This window comes from Pseudarthrobacter polychromogenes (assembly GCF_014644495.1).
Classification (GTDB): Bacteria; Actinomycetota; Actinomycetes; order Actinomycetales; family Micrococcaceae; genus Arthrobacter; species Arthrobacter polychromogenes.
In genome coordinates this window covers 35,997-55,078 of record NZ_BMKU01000008.1, presented here as the reverse complement: position 1 = coordinate 55,078, position 19,082 = coordinate 35,997, and the positions used below count along the sequence as shown (strand labels likewise).

The window sequence follows — 19,082 nt, the reverse complement described above, 5'->3', positions numbered from 1 at the left end:
GTCAGTACCTCACGCGGGGATCGATCAGCGCGGCGATGATGTCCACGATGAAGTTGGTCATGGCCACGATGATGGCGAGCAGCACCACGATGCCTTGCACGGCCACGAAGTCACGGGCCGTGAGGTAGTTGGCGAGCTGGAATCCCAGGCCTTTCCATTCGAATGTCTTCTCGGTCAGCACCGCCCCGCCGAGCATCACTGCTATTTGCAGGCCCATCACCGTGATGATGGGTATCAGTGCGGGCTTGTAGGCATGCTTGGTGACCAGGCGGTATTCGCTGACGCCCCTGGACCGGCCGGCCTCAATGTAGTCCCTGCCCAGGGTGCCGATGACGTTGGTCCTGACAAGGCGGAGGAAGATGCCGGCTGTCAGCAGCCCCAGCGCCACCGCGGGCAGGACGGCGTGGGCCATGACATCTCCCAGGGCGGCCATGTTGCCGCTTCGAAGCGCGTCCAGCCAGTAGATTCCGGTGGGTGCCTCCAGTGACGTCAAGGCCAGTTCGCTGGACGTCCTGGCCCGCCCTGCCACCGGCAGCCAGCCGAGCCAAACCGAGAAGGTCAGCTTCAGCAGCATGCCGGCGAAAAACACGGGGGTCGCGTAGCAAAGAATGGCGAAGACCCGCAGGACGGCGTCCGGCGCCTTGTCCCGGCGGTGGGCCGCCACCATGCCCAGCGGAATGCCAACCACGAGGGCGACGAGCAGTGCGTTGATGCTCAGCTCCAGGGTGGCCGAGCCGTAGGTTGTCAGCATTTCGGAGACGGCGCGGTTGTCCGTGAGCGTCCGGCCGAAGTTGCCGGTGGCCAGCTGGCCGAGGTACTCGAAGTACTGGACCAGGATGGGCCGGTCGTAGCCGGCCGCCTGGATCCGCTCCTGGAGCTGGTCCGCCGGCAGGCGTCCTCCCATGGCTGCGGTGATGGGGTCGCCGGTGATCCTCATCAGGAAGAAGACCATGGTTACCAGGATGAAGATGGTGGGGAAGATCAGCAGGAACCGGACCAGGATGTACTGTCCCAATCCACCGCCGGATGATTTTTTGGCGGCCGGGAGCAGTCCGTCCGCGTCAGTTGGTGGCGCGTCAATCAATGTCGTCATGGGTACCTCAGGTTGTCTTTGCGGTGCCCGCGGCGGGCCGGCACCGCATCCCGTCCAGCCCGCGGGGCGGGACACGGGCGCCTGGCAACAGGCGCACCGTGTCCCGCCCCGTGTGCGGTCAGAGCCGGATGGTTCGGTCGACTTACTTGGACATCACGCCAAGACGGGTCTTGAACGAGGCATCGAGGGTCTTTTCGACTCCCTGGACATCCGTTCCGGCCACCATGACCTGGGCGCCCTGCAGCAGCGGCAGCGTGGAGAGGTCCTTGGCGATGGCTTCCTGGGCCTCGCCCAGGAGTTCGCTCCGCTCAGCCTTGTCCGTGGTGACCAGCTGCTGCTTCACGATGTCCGTCACGGCCGGGTTCTCGTAGTGGTTGCCGAGGAAGTTGCCCGGGATGAAGAACGGCGTCAGGTAGTTGTCCGCGTCCGAATAGTCCGGGAACCAGCCCAGCTGGTACACGGGGTAGGCGTCGGCCCGGCGTTCCTTGGTGTAGGTGGTCCACTCTGTGGACTTGAGGTCGACGGTGAAGAGCCCTGACTTTTCGAGCTGTTCCTTGACCAGCGCGTACTCGTCGGCCGCGGAGGTGCCGTAGCGGTCCGTGTACTGCAGCTTCACGTCAACCACCGAGGTGATGCCGGCATCGGCCAGGACCTGCTTTGCCTTGTCCAGGCTCGGCTTGCCGCTCCCGTCACCGTAGAGGCTCTTCAGCGGCTCGGTTGCGCCTTCGAATTCCTTGGGCACGTAGGAGTAGACCGGGGTGTAGGTGTCCTTGAAGACCTGGGAGGCGATAACGTCGCGGTCAACGAGGTGGGCGATGGCCTGGCGGACGGCAAGGGCCTTGGCAGGATCGGCTTCCGGGGTCTTCGCGCCGAACGGCATGGTGTCGAAGTTGAAGACCATGTAGCGCAGTTCCCCGCCCGGGCCCTTGTGGACCTTCACCTTGTCGTCGCCTTCAAGGTCTGCGACGTCGGTGGCGGTAAGGATGCGCCCGGCGACGTCGATGTTGCCCTGCTGGACATCGAGCTTCAGGTTGTTCGGGTCCGCGTAGTGCTTGAGGGTGGCGCCGTCGTTGGATGCAGCGCCCAGCAGCCCCTGATAGTCCGGGTTGGGCTTGAAGCTGACCAGTTCGTTCTTCTTGTAGCTTTCAATCGTGTACTGGCCGGCGAACGGCTTGGCCGCAATGATGGCGTCGTCGTCCATGATCTTGTCCGCCGGGAAGACTTCCTCGTCCACGATCGGACCGGGGTTGGAGGCAAGCACGCCCGGGAACACCTGGTCGTTTCCGGCTGCAAGGGTGAACACCACGGTGTTGGCGTCCGTCGCCTCGATCTTTTCCATGTTGGCGAGCAGTGACGCCGGCCCGTTGGGGTCGTCGATCGTCTTGACGCGGTTGAAGGAAAACACGACGTCGGAGGAATCCAGCGTGTTGCCGTTGGCGAACTTCAGGCCGGGCTTGAGCTTCACGGTGTATTCGGTGGGGCTGGTGAAGGAGGCCGACTCGGCGATGTCCGGGGTGGCATCGGCAGTGCCGGGTTTGTAATTGAGCAGGAACGGGTAGATCTGGTTCATGACCATGAAGGATCCGCCGTCATAGGATCCGGCCGGATCCAGGGTGACCACTTTGTCCGTGGTGCCGTATGTGATGGCGCCACCCCCGGTATCGCCGGTCGAGGTTCCGCCGCCGCCTGAGGGGCCCGTGCAGGCAGTCAGTGCGAGGGCGGAAATGCCTGCCAGCGCGATTGCGCCGTGCAGTGCTTTGTTGCTCTTCGTCATCTAAGAACTTTCTGTTCGATGAGTGCGCGCCCGCCGACCGCTGATGGGTGCATTTGCTCAGGCGGGAAGCGCGCGGTGCTGATGCCTAGATTCAATCAGAGAGTCAACACTCATCCCGGACCATTTTGTGAGTTGAGACACAAAATTTACCTGATTGCCCCCGCAGCCACGGTACAACCAACAACACCGCCCCGGCGGAACCGGGGCGGTGCTGGGGACATGCTGGTTTAGAGCTCGGCGCGCTGAAGCGAGCGGGCGGCGTCGATGGTTGCCTGGCCCAGCACCCGGCTGCCCTGGTAAAGGACAATCGTCTGGCCCGGGGCCACTCCCCGCAGCGGGGTGGTGAGCCGGACGACCAGCTGGCCGGCGGCGGCGGCGTCCCCGCCGTGGCCTGTCACTTCCATGCGTGCCGTCGCGGGCACGGGGTCGCCGTGGGCACGGACCTGGGCGTGGCAGTCGAATTCCCCGCCCGTCTCCACTTCGGCGATGGGCAGTCCTGCCCAGGAGACCTTGATGCCGCGGATCTCGTCGATGGCCAGCAGGGCCTCCGGGCCTACTACCACCTTGTTTTCCTTGGGCCGGATCTCCAGGACGAAGCGGGGCTTCCCGTCGGCGGCGGGCGTGCCCAGTTTCAGGCCGCGGCGCTGGCCCACGGTGAAGGCGTTGGCGCCCGGGTGCTCGCCGACCTTTGTGCCGGTTTCGTCCACGATGTCCCCGGTGGACATGTCGATCTTTTCGGCAAGCCATCCCGCGGTGTCACCGTCAGGGATGAAGCAGATGTCATGGCTGTCCGGCTTGTTGGCCACCGAGAGTCCGCGGCGTTCAGCCTCAGCACGGACTTCAGCTTTGGAAGGTGTCTCGGCCAGCGGGAACATGGAGTGTTTGAGCTGCTCGTGCGTCAGGACGCCCAGGACGTAGCTCTGGTCCTTGGCCCAGTCAGCGGCGCGGTGGAGCTCGCGGTTACCGTCGGCATCCTCGATGACCTTGGCGTAGTGTCCGGTGCACACGGCGTCGAACCCCAGGGCGATGGCTTTTTCCAGGAGCGCGGCGAACTTGATCCGCGCGTTGCACCGCATGCAGGGGTTGGGGGTGCGGCCGGCGGCGTACTCATCGATGAAGTCCTGGACAACGTCTTCCTTGAACCGCTCGGAGAAGTCCCAGACGTAGTACGGGATGCCAAGGACGTCGCAGGCGCGCCACGCATCGCGGGAGTCCTCGATGGTGCAGCAGCCGCGGCTTCCGGTGCGGAGCGTGCCGGGCATGCGCGAGAGCGCCAGGTGGACGCCGACGACGTCATGCCCCGCCTCGACGGCGCGGGCGGCGGCGACGGCGGAGTCGACTCCGCCGCTCATGGCTGCTAGAACTCGCATGGTGGCTTTCCCTCGGGTTTTCCCGGCTCCGGGCCGGTGCTGGCTGACGTACGCGGGCTGGCTGCGCTGGGTGGCGGCGCTGGATAAGGACGCTGGGTCCCGGCGCCAATTTCCGGCGCTGATTCTTGGGGCTGATTCTTAGGGCAGGCAGGCTCCCGGAAACGATCCTTGCCTATCTATTCTACGGCCTCAGCACAGAGCCCCGTCAGGCCGGCCTCCGTCAGCCGCCGTTGAGGGGCCGGCGCGCAAGCGTTCCTGCGGTCTGGATGCTGGACTCGTGCCCGGCCATCCCCGCCTGCCGCGCCCGGGCATAGGCGTCAGGCAGCGCGGCCAGGAGGGCGTCGACGTCGCCCTCCACCGAGGCATGGCCCAGGGTGAACCGCTGCGCGCCCCGCGCCGTCTCCTCGTCCAGGCCCATGGCCAGCAGAACGTGGGAAGGCCTGGGCACACCCGCCGTGCAGGCCGAACCGGTGGATGACTCCACGCCGGCCAGGTCCAGGAGGAACAGCAGGGAATCCCCCTCGCAGCCGGGAAAAGTGAAATGCGCGTTGCCGGGGAGCCGGCCGTTTCCGGCGGCACCGCGCAGGACGGCTTCCGGAACCCGTTCCAGGACACCGTCAATCAGCCGGTCGCGGAGGCCCGCAATGCGTGTGGACTCGGCGCCCAGGGTGGCTGCGGCCTTCTCAGCGGCAGCGGCGAAGGCTGCGATCGACGCCGTGTCCAGGGTGCCCGAGCGGACGTCCCTTTCCTGGCCTCCGCCGTGCTGGACGGGGGTAAGTTTCACGGACCGCCCCAACAGGAGCGCACCCACCCCAACCGGGCCGCCGATCTTGTGGCCGGAAATGGACATGGCGTCAAGGCCTGAGGCCTTGAAATCCAGGGGGAGGGAACCGAACGCCTGGACCGCGTCCGAGTGCACGGGGACCCCGGCGGCGTGCGCCAGCTCCACGATCCTGCTGATGGGCTGGATGGTGCCCACCTCGTTGTTGGCCCACATCACGGTAACCAGGGCGATGGTGCCCGGGTCACGGGAAAGTTCAGCGTCAAGGACGGCGAGGTCCACCACTCCGTCGCTGTCCACCGGCAGCCAGACCACCTCGGCGCCTTCGTGGCGTTCCAGCCACTCCACCGTGTCCAGGACTGCATGGTGTTCGACGGCGGAGCAGAGGACGCGGCGCCGCGCGGGCACGTCAGCCACGCGGGACCAGTACAGCCCCTTCACGGCAAGGTTGTCAGCCTCCGTACCGCCCGAGGTGAAAATGACTTCCGACGGGTGCGCTCCCGCGGCGGCAGCAACAGCCTCCCGGGCGTCCTCCACGGCACGGCGCGCCCGCCGGCCGGAACCGTGCAGCGAGGACGGGTTTCCGGTGCGGGCCAGTTCACGGGTCAGCGCGGCCAGCGCCTCAGGTGCAAGGGGGGTGGTTGCTGCATGATCGAGGTAAACGGGCACCCTGCAATTCTACCGGCCCACCCTGCCGGGCAGGCGCCGTCCTCAGCTAGGCGGACGGCGGGATCACCGGCAGGAAACGTGCGACGTCGGCCCTCGCCCCTGCGAGCGCGGCAGCGTCCGGGCACGCGAGGGAGATGTAGACGGATGACCCGGCCGTGCCGAACAGCCTGGCGAGCACCGCAGTTGCCCTTCCAGCCGGCTGGGCTGCCTGTTCCAGGGCCAGGACCTCGACGGTCCTGCCGGGCCCTGCCGGGTCCGCGCCCCACCGCAGTGTCTCCGTGTTCAGGTAGCCGGGCAGGATGGACGGGTCCAGATACTCAAAAAGTGCAACGGTGGATTCCCTGTCGTCGCCCCGGACCAGGGCAGCCTGGCTGGTGCGCACCCTGGCTGCCACCAGGCAGCCGTCTTCCTTCTCGTAGCGGGCTTCGGCGGCCACGCTGCCGGCGACGGCCTTCCATCCCGGGGCTTCCTTCAGTCCGTCCCCGATGCCTACGGGCGTGCCGGGGGCAAGGCTGCCGCCGGCGGCAAAGGGAAGGTCCTGCGCGGCCACGGCGGCAGCATCGTGGCCAGGCGTAATGGTGGGGGTGGCAAACCCCGGCGTGCTGGCGACAGGTTGCGGAGCTGCAGGGTCCCGCACCTCCACGCTGCAGCCGCCAACCAGCAGAGCTCCCATTGCGGCTGCCAGCACCGGCGCCACCCGCCGCCTGGCCCTGTCAGCCGTTCCCGCCGTCGTCGGCATATCCATTCCTGCCCCAATACGTTCAGCCGCAGCCGGGACGGCCGCGCATGCATGAGTCTAAATGCACTTGCCTGCGGCGCCCGCACCCGGTCCGCGGGGACTCGGGGAACCCTGGAGGCCCGGAGCGTCGTTGTTCAGGACAGGCCGTTAAACTGTGCGGACCGGGCTACCTGCGAAGACTGGCCATACCAAGAGAAGGATGAGGGCTTGACCGAGAGCAGCAGCTCCTATTACCAGGTACTTCGCGTGGCCGTAACGGCCACGGAGAAGGAGATCAAGGTGGCCTACCGCCGGGCTGCCCGGACGGCCCATCCTGATCACGGCGGTGATGCCGCCGCGTTCCGGCAGGTGACGCGTGCCTACGAAACCCTTATCGACCCCACCCGCAGGAAAGCCTACGACCGCTCCTACGCCGCCGGCACGCTGCGCAACGAGGACGCGGACACGGAGGCGCATTTCGACGCGCCACCGGCGGGCAGTCGCGCGTCGGCCACAGTGCACCGGCAAGGCAACGTCCGCAACACCGCCGGCGACCCCCCTGTGTACGTCCCGCAGTATGAGGATGCCCCTTCCGGCGAGGTTCCGCTGATTCCCCTGGCAGTCGCCCGCCAGCAGGTGCACGGCATGCCACGCAAACGCGGTATTTTCGGGGCCGAGGCACGCATCCAGCGGGAGATGCGCACGGTCCAGCTCCTGACCCGGCAAATCCTGCCGGCCATCCCGGCCGCACGCCTGATCAACGGCCTCCAGTCCCCTGCCGACAACAGCCACATCGACCACGCCGTCCTGTCCGGCTACCGGCTGGCGCTGGTCGGCTCCATGCTGCTGCCCAAGGGCGCCTATGCCTGGGACGGGCATACACTGAACCACGGGGGCCGCTCCATTGCCCCGCCGCAGCTCGCGCACGTTGTTCGGGCCATGCAGGACATCTTCCCGGAACTGAACGTCACGGGCTGGACCGTGGTGCTCAACCCTGGCGGCAACCTCCACGAGCCGGTGATAGACAACCACAGCCGTTCAGCCGGTGCCCTCGAGGCCGTGCAGGTGGTTAACGCGGCAGGGATGGTGCGCGGGCTGAAGGAATTCCTTGCGTCCGGGCCCGCGCCCAACTCGGTGAATGTTCCGGTGCTGGCCAGGCTGCTGCGCGGCATGCACTGACAACGGTGGCTAGGATGGGACGGTGTTCCGCATCCTTTTCCACGCCCCCGAAATCCCCGGCAATACCGGCAACGCCATCCGGCTCGCAGCCATTACCGGCGCCGAACTGCACCTCGTGGAACCGCTGGGGTTCGATTTCTCAGACGCGAAGCTCCGCCGTGCCGGGCTGGATTACCACGATCTTGCCGTCGTCACCGTGCACCCCAGCATCGAGGATGCGTGGAAGCACCTGCAACCGGAGCGGGTCTACGCCTTCACTTCTGACGGAACCGCCAGCTACACCGATATTTCCTACCAGCCGGGCGACGTCCTAATGTTCGGCCGTGAATCCGTGGGGCTGCCGCCGGAACTGAAGGCCGATCCCCATGTGACGGCCACGGTGCGGCTGCCCATGCTGCCGGCCCTGCGTTCTCTGAACCTGGCCAACGCCGCGTCCATCGCCGTGTACGAGGCCTGGCGCCAGCAGGGCTTTGCCGGCGCCAAAATCTGACCCCGCAGAAGCCGGCAACTTCTCTGCACACCCGGCCAATCCATCCGGGCAGCTGTTCCGAATCACTTCCGACAACATTCCCAGGCGTTGGAGGAGCTGCAGGTGACATTGCTGGAGTCAAGATCCAGGACCTCCCGCAGCAGCCACGGCGGTACTGCTGAGGATTCACGGCCGGGAGACTTATGCTTGGTAGTGATGGAAACCCCCAACGCGCCACACTCCGAGGCCCAGGCCGCGGTGTCAGACCCTCCGGCCGACCTCAGCCACCGGCTTTCAGTCCTGCTGGAAAGCATAGGCCGGGGTGACCAGGCGGCCTTTGCCGAGTTTTACCAGCTGACGTCCCGCCGCGTTTTCGGCATGGCCCGCAGGGTCCTGATCGATCCCGAACTCAGCGAGGACACCACACAGGAGGTCTTCCTCCAGGTGTGGCAGAACGCATCCAAGTTCGACCCCAAAGCAGGGAGCCCGCTCTCCTGGCTGATGACCATTTCGCACCGGCGGGCCGTGGACAGGGTCCGTTCCTCGCAGTCCTCCACTGACCGCGAGGCCAAGTACGGCGCCAGCACCCAGGACATCGACCACGACTCCGTGGCGGACCAGGTGGGAAGCAGGCTGGAGGCGGAGGCCGTGGTGCGGTGTTTGGAGACACTGACCGAAACGCAACAGGAGTCTGTGCGCCTGGCGTACTACGGGGGCCTCACCTACCGGGAAGTTGCCGAACGCCTGAACGCCGCAGTTCCCACCATTAAATCCCGTATCCGCGATGGATTGATCCGACTGAAGACCTGTCTGGGGGTGAGTTAGATGACTGAAACCAACAGCGGCCGCAATGGCCGTTCCGGCTCGTTTGGCGACACCGTTGCCATGGACCTGGCTTCCGGCCGGGCGGTGGACCTGGCCGAACTTTATGCCCTGGATGCGGTAACTGAAGAGGAACGCCGGGCGATCGAACAGTACATGTCGGCCGCGCCGGAAGCGGAACGGACCGAGTTCTTCGACCGGGTGCGCCAGGCAAGGGAAACCCTCGTAAGGACCTTCCGCGTCGAGGAGCAGCCTCCGGCTGACCTTTTCGACCGTATCGTCGCCCAACTGCCTGTCCAGGGCAGCGGGCCGGACTCAAATACCTCGGCCCCACCTGCCTCAGGACAGATTGCAGGAGGACAGTTCGCGCCGCGGCAGCCGGCATCCGGGCAGCCAGCCGGTGCGCAGCCTGCCGGCGGAGACGAGCTCGCCCAGGCCCGGCAGCGCCGCGAGGAACGGCGCCGGCCCGGAGGCGCCCGGCGCTGGCTCGCCGGAGTCGCGGCTGCCGCCGCCATAGCTTTGGGCGGTGTAGGCGTGGGGTCCTACCTGGCAGACCAGAATGATCCCCTGAACCAGGTGGTCCGGGCCGGTGACCTGCGGGAAGCATCGGTGGACGTAGCGGGAGGCGGTACAGCGACCCTCCTGATCTCCTCATCGGAGGATGCCGCCGTCGTCAAGATGAACGGCGTTCCCGCCCCGCCGGCGGGGAAGGTTTACCAGATGTGGCTGATCCCCAAGGACGGCTCGGCACCGGTGTCCCAGGGCCTGATGGATGAGGAAGCCCTGTCCAAGCCCGCCGTGGTGGAGGGGATCTCCTCTGCCGCAGCGCTCGGGATCACTGTTGAGCCGGCAGGCGGCTCCCAGTCCCCCACCCTGCCCACCGTTGCCGCTGCCCCGCTGGGGGCATAACGCAGAAGCCGGGCAAGACGCAAAGAGCGCCCCGTTCCATTCCGTCAAGGGAAGGAGCGGGGCGCTTTCGTGTGCAGCGTGCTCAGAAGCCGGCGATGGTTCCGGGCCCGTTGACCGCCACCACGTGGAAGGCCTCAGCGCTCCTGCCGTCCGCAAGGCCTGCACGGGCAGCGTTGGCCTGCATGCCCTGCCGGACCGTTGCTTCCATGGCGTCCACGTCGGGGTGCTGGCTGACGTGGACGTGGATCGCCCCGAGCTTGGACTCCACGTGCTCCGTGACATCCACGAAGTGGTTTTCCCGCTCCTCGGGCCCGGCGTAAAGCCACAGCCACGGGAGTTTGTAGGCGTCCAGGCCGGCCTCGGCGAGTTCCGGGTAGGCGAACGGGTTTTCCACGGCAGGGTACACGGCGCGGGTAACGGCCTCACCCACCGCGAGGTGGTCCGGGTGGCTCTTCTGGATGCGCTTCCAGTTCCGTTCCGGGTGCATGGACAGCACGACGTCGGGACGGAGTTCCCGGATCAGCCTCACCACGCCCTTCATCACCTCGTGAGACGGTTCAAGGTAGCCGTCCCGCTGGTGGAGGTAATGGATGTCGGTAACCCCCACCAGTTCGGCGGCACGGCGCTGTTCGGCGTCGCGAAGGGCGATGATGTCGGCTCGGTGCACGGGATCAAAGCCGCCCGCGTCGCCGTCGGTCATGATGCAGTAGCTGACCTGGACGCCCGCCGCCGTCCAGGCAGCGATGGTGCCGGCAGCACCAAAATCGATGTCGTCGGGGTGCGCCGCAAAACAGAGCACCCGCCCAACCCGGTGTTCGTCCGGGTTGAACGGGCTCTGTGCCTGCTGGGGAAAGACAGTCAAAGAATCAGCCTTTGCGTTTCTTGATCTCTGCCGTGGCCTGCGGGAGGACGTCGAACAGGTCACCGACGATGCCGAAGTCCGCGATCTCGAACACCGGGGATTCGGCATCCTTGTTCACGGCAACGATGACCTTGGCCGTCTGCATTCCGGCCTTTTGCTGGATGGCACCGGAGATGCCCGCCGAAATATAAAGTTGCGGGGACACGGTCTTTCCGGTCTGCCCCACCTGCGCGTCGTGGCTGATCCAGCCGGCGTCGGTGGCCGCACGGGAGGCGCCTACTGCTGCTCCGAGGGCATCGGCCAGTTCCTCCACCGGGCCGAAGTCCCCGTCCAGGCCGCGTCCGCCGGCTACCACGATCCGTGCGTCCGTGAGGTCCGGGCGCCCGCTGGCAACCTTCTGTTCCCGGGCGGTGATCCGGGCCGCGGCGCTGACAGCAGGAACGTCAACGGTGACCGTCTCCAGTGCAGCCGGGGCGGCAGCGGGTACGGGGACCACATTGTTCGCCTTCACGGTCAGGACGCTCACCGGAGTCCCGGCCTTGCAGGCGGTGTTGTAGGAGCCGGCCAGGACAGACTTGTGCGCGGTGCCGTCGGCATCTACGGCCACGACGTCCGTAATGACGCCCGCGTTGAGGCGGATTCCTGCCCGTGCAGCAATTTCCTTGCCCTCGGGCGAGTTGTCGAGCAGGACAATATTGGCACCGGCCTGCCCAGCGGCAGCGGCCAGGTAGGCCGCTTTGGGTGCCACCAGGAAATCATCAAGGTCCTCGGCCGAGGGAAGCAGCACCGTGCCGATGCCGTACTCCGCAAAGGCGGCCGCAACGTCGTCGTGCAGCTTTCCGTTGAGGGCAACCGCTGTTTCCCCGAGGGCGCGGCCCAGGGTGAGCAGCTCGAGGCTGCTCTTCTTGAGCGACGTGCCGGGGTTGTCAATGAATACAAGTACTTTTGCCATGTCTGTGGTCCCTCTTAGAGCAGCTTCTGGGCGGCCAGGAAGTCAACGAGCTTGATACCCGCGTCGCCTTCGTCGGTGATGATGGTGCCGGCGGTCCGGGGCGGACGTTCCTCGGCGCTGAGCACGCTGGTCCAGGACCCCGCGTGTCCAACCTGCGCCGGGTCCACCCCGATGTCAGCCAGGGAGAGGGTGGTGATGCTCTTGCGCTTGGCAGCGATGATGCCCTTGAAGTTGGGGTAGCGCGGCTCGTTAATCTGGTCTGTCACCGAGACCACAGCCGGCAGCGGTGCCTCCACTGTCTCGGAGGACGTGTCGGCGTCCCGGCGTGCGGTGAGCCGGCCGCCGTCGACCTCCAGCGACGACGCGAAGGTGACCTGCGGCATATCCAGGCGCTCCGCAAGCTGCGCGGGGACCAGTGAGGTTTCCCCGTCGGTTGACGCCATTCCGGTGAGGACCAGGTCCACGGGCGCGTCGCTGCCCAGGTGCCGGATGGCGGCGGCGAGCGCCAGCGACGTGGCCGCGGCGTCTGAACCTGCCAGGGCGCCATCGGTGAGGTGCACACCCTCGGTTGCACCGATCTGCAGCGCCTTTTTGATGGCGTTGACGGCTCCCGAGGGGCCCATGCTCAGCGCGATGACCTGGTTTCCCGCCTTGGATCCGCCACGGGCTTCGGCCAGCTGCAGCGCCGCCTCCAGGGCGTATTCGTCAAGCTCGGACAGGATGCTCTCGTCCCGGTCAGTTGTGTAGCCCTCACCGGTGAGGTGGCGGTCAAACTGGGCGTCCGGTACATGCTTGACCAGGACGATGATCTTCAATGTATCTTCCACTGTGTTTACAGCAGCCTTCCATGCTTGTGGACAGCCAGCCGGGTGAGGTCATGGCCGCGGAATGCCCGGCATGCGGGTAGCTCCTAGCTAACCATATAGGCGCGCCCCGGCGCCCTCTTCCGTTAACGCCTGTGTCAGCGCTCCCCCGGCCGCTGTCCGCTGCGGATGCATCACGACGGCGGCGCCCGCCAGGTGGGGACGCCGCCGTCGTGTGTTCGGCCGGGGTGTGCTGTTGGCGCCGTGCTAGCTGGCGGCGGCGCCCAGTGTGACGTCGAACGTTTGTTCCTTGCCGTTCCGCATGACAGTGATCCTGACGCTGGACCCGGCGGGCTGTTCCCGGACCGCCGCGGTCAGCTGCTCCGGTTCCCCGATGGCGAGGTCGTTGAACTTGGTGATCACGTCGCCCACCTTGATCCCTGCCTTGCCCGCCGCAGAGTCCGCCTCCACAGTGGCAACGTCCGCGCCCACCGAGAACCCGGAAGCGGCGCTTGAGGCCGTCTTCTTCTTGACGCTGACGCCCAGCTGGCCGTGCGAGGCCTTGCCGGTGTCAATGATTTCCTGCGCCACCCGCTTGGCGTGGTTGATGGGGATGCTGAAGCCGACGCCGATGTTTCCGCTGGTCGAGGATGCGCTCGATCCCGCGGACGCAATGGCCACGTTGACGCCAATCACCTCGCCACTGCTGTTCACCAGGGCACCGCCGGAATTTCCGGGGTTAATGGCGGCGTCGGTCTGGATGACGTTGATGGAGATTTCGCCCTGGTCCGCCGTCTGCTGGCTCTGTCCGCCGCCCGGAGGCGCGAACTGGAATCCGCCCTCGTCATCGCCCTCGGCGTTGTCCCCCTCCTCTGGGGCGGCCGCGGAGGCAACGCTGATGGTCCGGTTGAGCGTTGAAACGATGCCGTCGGTTACGGTACCGGTGAGGCCCAGCGGCGAGCCGATGGCAATGGCGGTGTCGCCCACGTTCAGTTTCCCGGAATCGCCCAGGGTGGCGGGGGTCAGGCCGTTGGCGTTATCCACCTTGATCACGGCCAGGTCAGACAACGGGTCTGTGCCAACGAGCTTGGCGGTGAGGACCTTGCCGTCACTTGTCCGCACTTCGAGGGCAGCGTCGGCCGTCTGGCCATCCAGGGTAACGACGTGGGTGTTGGTCAGGATGTGCCCCTGGTCGTCCAGGATGATTCCGGAGCCCGTGCCGCCGGAGCCGCCGCTTGAGGCACTGATGGTCACCACGCTGGGCGACGCCTTCACGGCGGCTGCCGTAATAGCGTTCACATTGTCCTTGTTATTGACGATGACTGTCCCGGGCTGGCTGTTGCTGCTCACTGCGGCACCCGAACCGGCGTTGCCGAACAGTTCCGCGGAACCGACGGTGGCCACTCCCCCTCCCACGAGCCCGGCCGCAAGGATGCTGGCCACGAGGGTGCCCACGCCGAATGTCGCTTTCCGGCGCGGCGCGTCCTTGGGGTTGGGCGCGAAGGCAGTCCCGCTGTGGACGCTGCCGGCGCCGAGGTCGGTTGCGCCGTGGTCCTGGCCGGAGTACTGGCTTTCCTGACGGTTTTGGCTGGCGTAGCCGTAACCGGGGTGGGGCGCCTGGTACTGGCCGGGCGCCTGCGGGGCGGCCGGGTCCTGCCCGGCCGCGTGCTGCCCGCCGTAGAAGGGCTGCCGCTGGGGATAGACGGGACGCTGGGCTCCGGGGAGTTCCTGGGTGGGGTTGTTGCCCTGCTGCTCAATCCGCTCTGTGGGGTACTGGCGGGGCCCGGACCCATTCGCCCCGGGATCACCTGCCGGTTGCTCCCCCGCAGCGGGCTCCCCTGCCTGTCCGGCGTGTTGCCCCCAGGGATCCTGCCGGTCCTGGCCGCTGTTCCGCGAAGCCGGACCCGGCGTCTGGTTCTCAGTCATGGGACTTCCTTTCATCCTCGTCTGCATTAACTATGGACTCCCTGGCTGGAACAAGCTCGGATGTTTGCTGAGAGCTTCCTGAGGGCCCGTCGCTGACCCGCTGAGGTGTGGCCCGCCGTTTCGCTGCTGGCATATTCGGGCCGATGGACTGGTTGTGGGGTGCACCATAGAATCAAGATGAATTGCCACAGCGACCTGCGGCTTCACACCAAGCGTGGGGGCGCTGCTGGATTCTGAGACGACTGATTCGTCCCGAATCGGTGTCAGGCGTGCTGAAGGGTTGCACATGCGGTCAAAGTTCAAACGTTTATTCGCCGTGATCGGCCTTACCGCCTTCCTGGCGTTGCCCGCCTCCGCGGCCTGGGCCGAGGATCCGGTCACCATTCCCTCCGGCCAGAACATCGTGGACAACGCGAATGTACTCGGAAGCCGCGAGGGCGAAGTCCAGGAAGCAATCCAGAAGCTGCTAAAGGACGACAAATACAACCTCTATGTCATCACCGTGGACAGGTTCACCAACCCAACTGTGCCGGCAGACTGGGCCGCAGCCGTTGCCACGCAGAAAGGCATGGGCAGGTCCGACGCCATCCTCGCAATAGCCAAAGACGACGGCAAATTCAGCTTTGTCCTGAACTCTGCGAGCCCCATTAAGTCCAAGCAGGGGGCTATAAGCCAGAACGCGGTCACGGCCAACCTGGCCGGTGGAAATCCCGATTTCGCCCAGGCAGCAATTGATACAGCAGCGGCGATCGGAGATGCCGCCAGTGGGGGCAGCGGCAACGTCCCCTCTGATGAAGGTGCTGGCGCGGCTGTCCTCGTAGGAACGGGCGTAGTAGCTGCCGGTGGCGCCGGTGCGTACCTCTACTTCCGCAACAAGCGCAAGAAGGCCGCCGGCCAGGCAGCCAACGCCAGCTACGGTCCGCAGGGGGCTGAGCTCGATCCGCTGGCGTCGTTGAGCATCGAGGAACTTCGCCGCAAGGGAGGCTCCCTCCTGATCGAGGCGGACGATGCCATCAAGTCCAGCGAGCAGGAACTCATGTTCGCCCAGGCACAGTATGGTGATTCCGCCGTCGGCAATTTCACCAAAGCGCTGCACGAGGCCAAGGCCCACCTGAGCGAATCCTTCAAGCTGCAGCAGCAGCTGGACGATCACATCCCGGACACTGAAGAGCAGCAGCGGACGTGGCTCGGCGAGATCATCCGCCGGTCAGAGGCCGCACTGTCATCCCTCCAGGAGCAAAAGGCGGACTTCGACTCCCTGCGTGAACTTGAGAAGAATGCACCGCAGGCCCTGGCAGCTGTCAACGCGGGAGCCCGCGAGGCAGACGCGAAGATCTCCAGCGCAGAAGGGTCCCTCACCTCCCTTCGCGCCAAATATGCCGAAAGTGCCCTGACCCAGGTTTCTGACAACATCCTGCAGGCCAAGGAACGCCTGGCATTTGTCCAGAACGCCACCGCCACCGCGCAGCAGAAGCTGGCTGAGGGCGAGGCCAGTCTTGCCGCTGTAGCAGTCCGCGCAGCCGAAGAGAGCCTGCACCAGACGAACGTCCTCCTGGACGCCATCGCCAAGGTTTCCTCCAACCTGGATGAAGCCCGGAACAGCCTCGAGAGTGCAGTAGTTGACACCTCCCAGGACCTCGCTCAGGCACGGGCCATGATCCAATCGGGCGCCCACCCCGAGCTCGCCGGTCCGGTGGCCGGAGTTGAAAACGCCCTCGCGCAGGTGAAGGCGGAGATCCAGGGCGGCAAGATCGACCCCATTGCCACGCTGCAGCGGGTTGAGACTGCCCACCAGTCGCTGGACCAGGCGCTCAGCGGCATTAGGGACCAGCAGGAACAATCCCGCCGGGCGCAGGCCTCGCTCCAGCAGACCATCATGTCTGCCCAGGCCCAGATCAGCGCAACCTCGGACTACATCACCGCCCGCCGCGGCGGTGTGGGGACAGAGGCACGCACACGCCTGGCGGAGTCGCAGCGGAACCTGGATTACGCACTGTCCATTGCACGCACCGATCCTGTGACCGCCCTGACCTACGCCCAGCAGGCGCACGCCCTGGCCGCGCAGGCAGCCCAGCTGGCCCAGGCCGATGTTGACCACTTTGGCGGCTACGCCAACCAAGGCTACGGCCGCGGCGGGATGTTTGGCGGAGGCGGCGGCGGAGGCCTCGGCGGCGCCATTCTGGGCGGCATCCTGATCAACTCCATCCTGAATGGAGGCGGCGGCGCGGGCTGGGGCGGTGGCCACAGCGACGGCGGCGGCTGGGGCGGCGGAGATTTCGGCGGAGGAGACTTTGGCGGAGGCGACTCCGGAAGTTTCTGATCGCCGCAGGCTAGCACCGGCCCGAAACCCGGCGCCCCCTCACAAGCCGCAACACAACTGTTCACTGATTTCAGTGGTCACCACAGAGCAGGACGAAAGGTAGCAACATGGTTAAGCAGTCCATCTTTGGCCGTATCGCGCAGCTGGCTAAGGCAAACATCAATACTTTGCTGGACAACGCTGAGGATCCCCAGAAGATGCTGGACCAGATGGTCCGGGACTACACGAACAACATTGCTGAGGCTGAGTCCGCCGTGGCGCAGACCATCGGCAACCTGCGGATGCTCGAGGACGACTACCGCGAGGACGTCAAGAACGCACAGGACTGGGGCAACAAAGCCCTTGCGGCCTCACGGAAGGCGGACGAGTACCGGGCCAGCGGCGACACTGTTGATGCCGAAAAGTTCGACAACCTTGCCAAGGTGGCCCTGCAGCGCCAGATGTCCGCCGAGAATGAGGCCAAGGGGGCAGAACCCAGCATCGCCTCCCAGCGCGAAGTGGTGGACAAGCTCAAGTCCGGCCTGGACCAGATGAAGGGCAAGCTCAACGAGCTGACCAGCAAGCGGAACGAGCTGGTGGCCCGGTCCAAGACCGCTGCAGCCCAGTCCCAGGTCCACGACGCCATCAAGAGCATCGATTTCATGGATCCCACCAGCGAAGTGGGCCGCTTCGAGGAAAAGATCCGCCGCGAGGAGGCCAAGGTCCTTGGCCAGCAGGAACTCGCAGCTTCCAGCCTGGACGCGCAGTTCAACCAGCTGGAGGACCTCGGTGAGCAGGTTGAGATCGAGGCCCGCCTGGCGGCGCTGAAGTCCGGCAACTCGTCAAAGCCGGCCCTCGGCGCGGCAGGTTCGGCAGCAACAGCCTCAACGGTGGATGAAGCAGACTTCGACAAGCTCTGACCGGGGGCGGGACGTACCACCTGCCAAAGAAGCAACAGGTAAGGCCGGGGCCATCGATGGCCCCGGCCCTACCTGTCCCTGCCGGTGTGTAGCGTGGTTGCATGGCTTCTTCCACTGAGACTTCCATCGTCTGGCTCCGCGACGACCTTCGGCTTGATGACAACCCCGCGCTGTCCGAAGCAGCGGCGCTCGGAATGCCCCTGACGGTCGTCTACATCCTGGACGAGGATTCCGAAGGCGTCCGGCCGCTTGGAGGAGCCACGAAGTGGTGGCTGCACCACTCCCTCGCCTCACTCGCGGGTGCGCTGGAAGCCAAAGGCTCCAGCCTGCTCCTTCGCCGCGGGCCAGCCGAGGAGATCATCAGGGAACTCGCCGCCGAAACCAACGCCCGGCACCTGTTCTGGAACCGCCGCTACGGCCAGCCGGAGCGCACTGTGGACGCCGCTGTCAAGGCGTGGGCCACTGAGAGTGGTTTACAGGCCTCGAGCTACCAGGCAAACCTCCTGTTTGAGCCCTGGACTGTCCGGACAGGCGCCGGCGGGCCGTATAAGGTGTTCACGCCGTTTTGGCGGGCCTGCCTTGCCGGCGCTGATATACGCGACCCCCTCCAGGTTCCGGGAACGCTGCCGGCGCCTCCGAAGCGAACCGGCACCGTGCAGGCGGGCGACACACTTGATGGCTGGGAACTCCTGCCCTCCGCCCCCGACTGGAGCGGCGGACTCGCTGCTGTGTGGGACCCGGGCGAGGACGGCGCCCGGCGCCGGCTCGAAGATTTCCTGGACGGGCCGGCGGAGGAATACGGGACGGGCCGGAACATCCCCGGCGTGGAAGGTACCAGCCGGCTCTCACCCCACCTGCGGTTCGGCGAGGTCAGTCCCTTCCGCGTGTGGCGGCAGATCCGCCGTCGCTATCCGAACAAGGTGCCTGCCGACGTCGGCATCTTCCGTTCGGAGCTTGGCTGGCGGGAATTCTGCTGGCACCTTCTGTACACCAACCCGGATCTTGCCACCCGCAACTACCGTCCGGACTTTGACCGGTTCGAATGGGAGAAGCCCGGCAAGGATGAACTGGAAGCCTGGCAGCAGGGGCGGACCGGGTATCCGTTTGTCGATGCAGGCATGCGCCAGCTGTGGCAAACCGGCTGGATGCACAACCGGGTGAGGATGGCCGCGGCCTCTTTCCTGGTCAAGAATCTCCTGACGGACTGGCGCGTCGGGGAAACCTGGTTCTGGGACACCCTCGTGGACGCGGACGCGGCCAGTAATCCCGCCAATTGGCAGTGGGTTGCCGGCTCAGGGGCAGATGCCTCACCGTACTACCGGATTTTCAACCCCGTCACCCAAAGCAAGAAATTCGACGCCGCCGGCACCTACCTGCGCCATTTCATCCCCGAGCTGGCGGACTTGGACGGAAAGGCTATCCACGAGCCCTGGAAGTCGGGCGTGGAACTGGCGGAGTATCCGCGGCCGCTGGTGGACCTGCCCGAGTCCAGGGAGCGGGCCCTCGAGGCCTATCAGAAGCTCAGGGACAGCTGAC

Annotated in this window: 16 protein-coding genes; 7 read left to right on the top strand and 9 right to left on the bottom strand. The window is 66.0% G+C overall.

What is annotated here, in order from left to right:
* Position 1 precedes the first annotated feature (1 nt).
* From IEX43_RS13375 to IEX43_RS13355, 5 genes are all read right to left on the bottom strand, one after another.
* Complete coding sequence (locus IEX43_RS13375) at positions 2-1,093, bottom strand: ABC transporter permease (RefSeq protein WP_188811748.1); 1,092 nt, start codon at positions 1,091-1,093, stop codon at positions 2-4.
* Positions 1,094-1,235: 142 nt separating this feature from the next.
* Positions 1,236-2,867: an ABC transporter substrate-binding protein gene (locus tag IEX43_RS13370; RefSeq protein WP_188811747.1), complete on the bottom strand. Its 1,632-nt coding sequence runs from the start codon at positions 2,865-2,867 to the stop codon at positions 1,236-1,238.
* 227 nt (positions 2,868-3,094) lie between these two features.
* Positions 3,095-4,237 carry a tRNA 2-thiouridine(34) synthase MnmA gene (gene mnmA / locus IEX43_RS13365; RefSeq protein ID WP_188811746.1) on the bottom strand — a complete coding sequence of 381 codons (1,143 nt, stop codon included), beginning with the start codon at positions 4,235-4,237 and terminating at the stop codon, positions 3,095-3,097.
* 220 nt (positions 4,238-4,457) lie between these two features.
* Positions 4,458-5,687 (bottom strand): cysteine desulfurase family protein, encoded by a 1,230-nt coding sequence (locus IEX43_RS13360; protein ID WP_188811744.1) that lies wholly within the window; start codon positions 5,685-5,687, stop codon positions 4,458-4,460.
* A gap of 46 nt (positions 5,688-5,733) precedes the next feature.
* Positions 5,734-6,426, bottom strand: a complete 693-nt coding sequence (locus IEX43_RS13355) for a hypothetical protein (protein WP_188811742.1) — start codon at positions 6,424-6,426, stop codon at positions 5,734-5,736.
* 207 nt (positions 6,427-6,633) lie between these two features.
* On the opposite strand from IEX43_RS13355, the gene IEX43_RS13350 reads away from it, so the two are divergent.
* The 4 genes from IEX43_RS13350 (at position 6,634) to IEX43_RS13335 (ending at position 9,784) form a co-directional block, all read left to right on the top strand.
* Positions 6,634-7,584: a J domain-containing protein gene (locus IEX43_RS13350; protein ID WP_188811741.1), complete on the top strand. Its 951-nt coding sequence runs from the start codon at positions 6,634-6,636 to the stop codon at positions 7,582-7,584.
* 22 nt (positions 7,585-7,606) lie between these two features.
* Positions 7,607-8,074 carry a tRNA (cytidine(34)-2'-O)-methyltransferase gene (locus tag IEX43_RS13345; protein WP_104185011.1) on the top strand — a complete coding sequence of 156 codons (468 nt, stop codon included), beginning with the start codon at positions 7,607-7,609 and terminating at the stop codon, positions 8,072-8,074.
* 195 nt (positions 8,075-8,269) lie between these two features.
* Positions 8,270-8,878: a sigma-70 family RNA polymerase sigma factor gene (locus IEX43_RS13340; RefSeq protein WP_066277373.1), complete on the top strand. Its 609-nt coding sequence runs from the start codon at positions 8,270-8,272 to the stop codon at positions 8,876-8,878.
* The gene (locus tag IEX43_RS13335; protein ID WP_188811739.1) at positions 8,879-9,784 is read left to right on the top strand and encodes an anti-sigma factor; all 906 of its coding nucleotides are present in this window, start codon (positions 8,879-8,881) and stop codon (positions 9,782-9,784) included.
* Positions 9,785-9,866: 82 nt separating this feature from the next.
* Here the strand turns inward: IEX43_RS13335 and IEX43_RS13330 are convergent, their stop codons facing one another.
* From IEX43_RS13330 to IEX43_RS13315, 4 genes are all read right to left on the bottom strand, one after another.
* Complete coding sequence (locus IEX43_RS13330; RefSeq protein ID WP_188811737.1) at positions 9,867-10,646, bottom strand: PIG-L deacetylase family protein; 780 nt, start codon at positions 10,644-10,646, stop codon at positions 9,867-9,869.
* Positions 10,647-10,650: 4 nt separating this feature from the next.
* A complete protein-coding gene (locus tag IEX43_RS13325) occupies positions 10,651-11,598 on the bottom strand; it encodes an electron transfer flavoprotein subunit alpha/FixB family protein (RefSeq protein ID WP_188811735.1) in 948 nt (315 codons plus the stop codon).
* A gap of 14 nt (positions 11,599-11,612) precedes the next feature.
* Positions 11,613-12,413 (bottom strand): electron transfer flavoprotein subunit beta/FixA family protein, encoded by an 801-nt coding sequence (locus tag IEX43_RS13320; protein WP_188811926.1) that lies wholly within the window; start codon positions 12,411-12,413, stop codon positions 11,613-11,615.
* A gap of 255 nt (positions 12,414-12,668) precedes the next feature.
* On the bottom strand, positions 12,669-14,327 hold the full coding sequence (locus tag IEX43_RS13315) for a trypsin-like peptidase domain-containing protein (protein ID WP_188811733.1): 1,659 nt from the start codon (positions 14,325-14,327) through the stop codon (positions 12,669-12,671).
* A gap of 286 nt (positions 14,328-14,613) precedes the next feature.
* On the opposite strand from IEX43_RS13315, the gene IEX43_RS13310 reads away from it, so the two are divergent.
* The 3 genes from IEX43_RS13310 to IEX43_RS13300 all read left to right on the top strand — a co-directional run bounded on the left by IEX43_RS13310 (position 14,614) and on the right by IEX43_RS13300 (position 19,081).
* Positions 14,614-16,647, top strand: a complete 2,034-nt coding sequence (locus IEX43_RS13310) for a TPM domain-containing protein (protein ID WP_188811731.1) — start codon at positions 14,614-14,616, stop codon at positions 16,645-16,647.
* 107 nt (positions 16,648-16,754) lie between these two features.
* On the top strand, positions 16,755-17,546 hold the full coding sequence (locus tag IEX43_RS13305) for a PspA/IM30 family protein (RefSeq protein WP_066277395.1): 792 nt from the start codon (positions 16,755-16,757) through the stop codon (positions 17,544-17,546).
* A 101-nt stretch (positions 17,547-17,647) separates the two neighbouring features.
* Entirely contained in the window at positions 17,648-19,081 is a 1,434-nt protein-coding gene (locus tag IEX43_RS13300; protein ID WP_188811729.1) for a cryptochrome/photolyase family protein, read from the top strand.
* Position 19,082 lies beyond the last annotated feature (1 nt).

Bases quoted from the DNA above. Each gene is read 5' to 3' on its own strand.
- IEX43_RS13370 (WP_188811747.1), bottom strand. From the start codon at position 2,867: ATGACGAAGAGCAACAAAGCACTGCACGGCGCAATCGCGCTGGCAGGC.
- IEX43_RS13375 (WP_188811748.1), bottom strand. From the start codon at position 1,093: ATGACGACATTGATTGACGCGCCACCAACTGACGCGGACGGACTGCTC.
- IEX43_RS13355 (WP_188811742.1), bottom strand. From the start codon at position 6,426: ATGCCGACGACGGCGGGAACGGCTGACAGGGCCAGGCGGCGGGTGGCG.
- IEX43_RS13300 (WP_188811729.1), top strand. From the start codon at position 17,648: ATGGCTTCTTCCACTGAGACTTCCATCGTCTGGCTCCGCGACGACCTT.
- IEX43_RS13305 (WP_066277395.1), top strand. From the start codon at position 16,755: ATGGTTAAGCAGTCCATCTTTGGCCGTATCGCGCAGCTGGCTAAGGCA.
- IEX43_RS13340 (WP_066277373.1), top strand. From the start codon at position 8,270: ATGGAAACCCCCAACGCGCCACACTCCGAGGCCCAGGCCGCGGTGTCA.
- IEX43_RS13315 (WP_188811733.1), bottom strand. From the start codon at position 14,327: ATGACTGAGAACCAGACGCCGGGTCCGGCTTCGCGGAACAGCGGCCAG.
- IEX43_RS13335 (WP_188811739.1), top strand. From the start codon at position 8,879: ATGACTGAAACCAACAGCGGCCGCAATGGCCGTTCCGGCTCGTTTGGC.
- IEX43_RS13325 (WP_188811735.1), bottom strand. From the start codon at position 11,598: ATGGCAAAAGTACTTGTATTCATTGACAACCCCGGCACGTCGCTCAAG.
- mnmA (WP_188811746.1), bottom strand. From the start codon at position 4,237: ATGCGAGTTCTAGCAGCCATGAGCGGCGGAGTCGACTCCGCCGTCGCC.
- IEX43_RS13310 (WP_188811731.1), top strand. From the start codon at position 14,614: ATGCGGTCAAAGTTCAAACGTTTATTCGCCGTGATCGGCCTTACCGCC.